The 3,920-nt window shown below is 59.2% G+C and carries 7 protein-coding genes; 6 read left to right on the top strand and 1 reads right to left on the bottom strand.

Annotation, left to right across the window (positions count from 1 at the left end):
* A partial coding sequence (locus tag IEY63_RS22385) for a hypothetical protein (RefSeq protein ID WP_229784862.1) occupies positions 1–228 on the top strand: 228 nt, incomplete at its 5' end.
* Between the two features lie 20 nt (positions 229–248).
* Positions 249–494: a hypothetical protein gene (locus tag IEY63_RS21930; RefSeq protein WP_189071122.1), complete on the top strand. Its 246-nt coding sequence runs from the start codon at positions 249–251 to the stop codon at positions 492–494.
* Between the two features lie 231 nt (positions 495–725).
* On the opposite strand, the gene IEY63_RS21925 is transcribed toward IEY63_RS21930, so the two are convergent.
* Positions 726–1,841 (bottom strand): acyltransferase family protein, encoded by a 1,116-nt coding sequence (locus tag IEY63_RS21925; protein WP_189071121.1) that lies wholly within the window; start codon positions 1,839–1,841, stop codon positions 726–728.
* Positions 1,842–2,139: 298 nt separating this feature from the next.
* Here IEY63_RS21925 and IEY63_RS21920 point away from each other — a divergent pair, with 298 nt between their 5' ends.
* The 4 genes from IEY63_RS21920 to IEY63_RS22545 all read left to right on the top strand — a co-directional run bounded on the left by IEY63_RS21920 (position 2,140) and on the right by IEY63_RS22545 (position 3,897).
* Positions 2,140–2,277, top strand: coding sequence for a hypothetical protein (locus tag IEY63_RS21920; protein ID WP_189071120.1), 138 nt, complete (start codon positions 2,140–2,142; stop codon positions 2,275–2,277).
* Positions 2,278–3,059: 782 nt separating this feature from the next.
* Complete coding sequence (locus IEY63_RS21915) at positions 3,060–3,413, top strand: hypothetical protein (RefSeq protein WP_189071119.1); 354 nt, start codon at positions 3,060–3,062, stop codon at positions 3,411–3,413.
* Between the two features lie 161 nt (positions 3,414–3,574).
* On the top strand, positions 3,575–3,775 hold the full coding sequence (locus IEY63_RS21910) for a hypothetical protein (RefSeq protein ID WP_189071118.1): 201 nt from the start codon (positions 3,575–3,577) through the stop codon (positions 3,773–3,775).
* Positions 3,772–3,897 (top strand): hypothetical protein, encoded by a 126-nt coding sequence (locus tag IEY63_RS22545; RefSeq protein ID WP_268239688.1) that lies wholly within the window; start codon positions 3,772–3,774, stop codon positions 3,895–3,897. Before IEY63_RS21910 ends, IEY63_RS22545 begins: the two co-directional genes overlap by 4 nt.
* Positions 3,898–3,920 lie beyond the last annotated feature (23 nt).

Here is a 3,920-nt window from a genome sequence, read left to right as displayed (position 1 = left end):
GACATTCTGTCCTCCAGTGTGGATCACACTGAACTTACCCTCCACCAAACTCTATCCAGTTCAGTATGGGGGCTGGATGAGACGGACGCCGTGAGCCTGGCGCTGGGGGAACGCCGCACGCCGAACAGCACGATGTACCAGTGGCGCGGCGTGGTGTTCCCAAAGAGTGACCTGAAGGCCTTGCGGGCGGACCTGGTGCAGGTCGGTGAACTGCCCAGCGAGATCTGATGCACCCGCCTGGCGTCCGCGTGAGTTCGCTGGTGCGGCCGGTGGCGCGCGCCGCACCGCTGATCACGGGTCAGGTGCTGCCGCTGGCCGGGCCGAGCTTCAATCACGTGGAGGGCGGCGTGCGCGTGCGGCGGCTAACCATCACGGACCTGAACGGCCTGACGTGGTGGGCCGGCGCCCTGCCCTGGCGGGCGGTCCAGCGGGACGCCACGCAGCGCTACCAGGGGCAGCACGGCACCGGAGACACCACCCACACGCGCCGCTGACCCCCTCCCTCGTTCTGCCCGCCCCGGCTCCAGCCCAGGCGGGCTTTCCCCTTGCTCACCCGTGGAGGAGATCCACACTAACTAGGTCCACCCTCTGGGCGCTGGCGCATCCGCAGGGCGCGGCGGGGTACCTGGAGGCGCGGGTGTCGGTGCCGCAGCGCGTTGATCTCTGAGTCTAAAAATATGGGCGGGTTGTCTTCGTCACAACCCGCCCACATGATAGAGACCCTCTTAATGCTCAGCCAATGTGCCCTTTTTTTCAGCATCGCTCCTTGATTTAACTATACGCATAATGAGTTTCTGTAATGGCTGTTCGAAAAATTTGAATGCCAAGATGGAGAAAATGATGAGTACAGCAATGTAAATAAGAATTTGCGAGCCGTTTAATTCCCCCGAGCCAAGTCCACTCAAATATTTGAACCATGATCCTACTGGCATCTGGAGAATATAAATACCGAAGCTGGCTTGGCCAAGTAGTACCATGCCAGAACTTCCCAACCAAGAAGCGCGACTCATCCCCTGGGCTAAGCCGATGAATAAGATGCCGAACAAAGGTGCCAATATTCCGTTATTTAGGGTTGACATTGGCATCCGAGTGAAAGCAAGTATAATGAGTATGCCGAGAGCAATGATCGAAGATATCTTTTTTGAAATTGTTGCGAAGTGACCGGTGGGCGATGAAACCATGACCCAGCCAAACAGAACACCAATAACAAACTGTGGCAAGTGAAACAGGGGCAAGTAATATGCCGTTTCATCTGAAATAATACCGTTCGAATGTAGTAAATAAACGGGTAAGAAAGAAGCAAGCCAGAGGGCGAAAATTATAGATGTAAAATTTATTTTTGTTCGTTGAATAATGGGAAGGATAAATGGAAACAGAAGATAGAAGAATGCCTCGGCAGACAAGCTCCAACCTGGAGGATTTATGCCACCCACACTGGTTGGAATCCACGCTTGCACTAAAAATACTGAGCTAAGAAAATCTATAGCTGCATCTAAATAGCTTGAATATTCGCCTTTTACAAAATAAACTGGGAATTTCATAGCAAGAGCCAGCAAGTAAAGCGGATATATTCGCGCAAATCTTGCCCACCAGAAGGTCCTATCCGAGCCCCGCATCCCTGATGGGGTTGCATAGCTATACGTCAGTATGAACCCCGAGAGAACGAAAAAGAAACTAACACCAACAAAACCATTGCTGAGTAGGTTTTGAAGCACAACGGGCATACGCTCTTGCACTGGAGGAGTGAAGTGAAATAGCACAACTAAAATGGCCGCAAGAAACCGAACACCAGTTAACTTATCGAGATGAATACGGGAAGTCCATGTTGGAGGGGCAGTCACGCCCTGCATCATATTCAAAACTCTTCCACATAGAATCACCCTCGTTATCGACCCCGCTCCGGCAGGGTCTTGCATTGGACGTGATCACCCCCAGCCACTCGGCGTCCCAGCACAGCACTGTCCCAGCCTCTCCGGTCCTGGGGCGATTCCCATTCCTCGTGCCGCTCTGGATCTGGACCAGGCGGGCAAGTCAGCTCTCCGCTGTGTCAGCTCATTCAAATGTCATCCGTCATGCGTCTGTCAGACGATACAAGCTACTATTATGAACAAACCTTAATCTTAGGGACTGGAGGTCACCGTGATTCTGACTATCTGCGCGCTCATCCTGGGCCTCATCTACACCTTTATCCGCATCACTGCCAGACGCGAAACACCACCGGTCAGTCCAGAGGAATATCAGGAGTTCCAGACCGCGGTGCGCTCTAACGCGGTCTGAACACCCCACACACTGACCAGCCGCCTCAGACCGGGGCGGCTGTGCTGTGAGGTGATCACCGCTCCAGCAGCGCGCCACAGGTGCAGCAGTGAACGCCGCTACTCTCCCCAGGGTCGCGGCGTTCGGGTGCGGGGCGAGTTCTCGCAATCCGACCCACGCGCCGTCCACCAGACCCCGCCCTAGCCGCCCGGCCCTGGGGCGGTTCCCATGGTCTGGTCGGGAGGCTCATGTCAGCAATTGTTAAGAGTTTATAAAATAATGTGAACTATGCCTCAGACAACGTATGAGCAGCGTTGCTGCCTGATTAGTCTCCGCAAACGCCTTGTCCACCTGGTGATCAGCGCTGCGGTCACCCTCCTGCTGCTCATCGCGCTCCAGGCGCCCATCCCCACGCTCGTCCTGGGTATCATTCTGACCGTTGCCCTCCATGCCGGGCTCATCTGCCTGCAGTCGCTCCAACGGCACCGGTACGACTTCACCCCCCGATAACCCGTTACCACCCGCAGCCGCCCCGGTCCCCAGACCCGGGGCGGTTTCTATTCCGCCACGCTCGGAGGTTCCCTTACCCCTGCAAACCACCATCGAAAGTGCCGAGACGGTCGTGCTCGGCCTCGCCTTCCTCAGCAGCGGCCTGGATCACTGGGCCGACCGCATCGCCCCCTGCTGTGCGCAGGCCCCGGCCGCCACCGATATCCCCCTGAGCTGGTAACCCTCACCCCGCTGCCCGCCCCGGCCACCTGGCACCGGGGCGGGCTTCGTCATTCGCCGAGCTCGAGGCCCCCTTGCGCACCCTCACCCTCACCGTCCTGCTCCTCACCGAGGCCGCCTCCATGGCGGCCCGCACGCCCCCTACCGCCTGCACCGTGCAGGCCCGCCTGATCGGTGGGCGCAGCGCCCTGGGCCAGTACCGCCTGGAGATCCGCGTGCCCGACACCTGCCCGTACGGCGAGGAGCGCCTGGCGCGGATCTTCACGCGTGGCGGCGGCCGCATCCCACCGGTCGGATACTTCCGCCTCGGCGCCGGGTACCCCCGGAAAGTCTCGTACTGGGTGTTCCCGGGGGCGAAGGTTCAGGACCGCGCCGCGCCGAACGTCTGGAACACCGTCCCTCTCGAAGGAGCCCCCGCATGGTGGTGAACCGTTTGCCGCGCCGGTACCGGACGCAGGTCCTGACCGGCCAGATCCTGGTGGTCCTCGCCCTGTTCACCGCGTGGCCCGTCTAGAAGCCCAGCCTGTGGATTCTGGACGGGTGGGGCGGGCTCCACCTGAGCCCCTTTATCCTGGCGGGCCTGTTCGGCGTGATCGGCACGCTGCTGCTCTGCAGCCACTCGCCGAAGTGGGCCATGGTCGGCATGCTGCTCGCCTTCCCCCTCCTGGCGACCGTGGCCGCCGCGTACCTCACGCTTGGCCCGAACGTCATGACCGTGATCGCCATACCGCTTCTGCTGCACTGCGCCTGGACCGCCATCGACCTGAAAGCGCGCTGGAGGGGCCAGTGACACCCGGTGAGATCCTCGCCTGGATCACGGCGGGCAGCAGCGTCCTGATCAACGTCTGGACGCTGCTGGGCAAGAGCAAGACTGAACTGGATAGAGTTTGGTGGAGGGTAAGTTCAGTGTGATCCACACTGGAGGACAGAATGTC

It is taken from the genome of Deinococcus radiotolerans (assembly GCF_014647435.1).
In the GTDB taxonomy this organism is placed as follows: Bacteria; Deinococcota; Deinococci; order Deinococcales; family Deinococcaceae; genus Deinococcus; species Deinococcus radiotolerans.
Note: the sequence above shows the minus strand (reverse complement) of the source record. Positions and strands in the feature narration are given on the sequence as shown.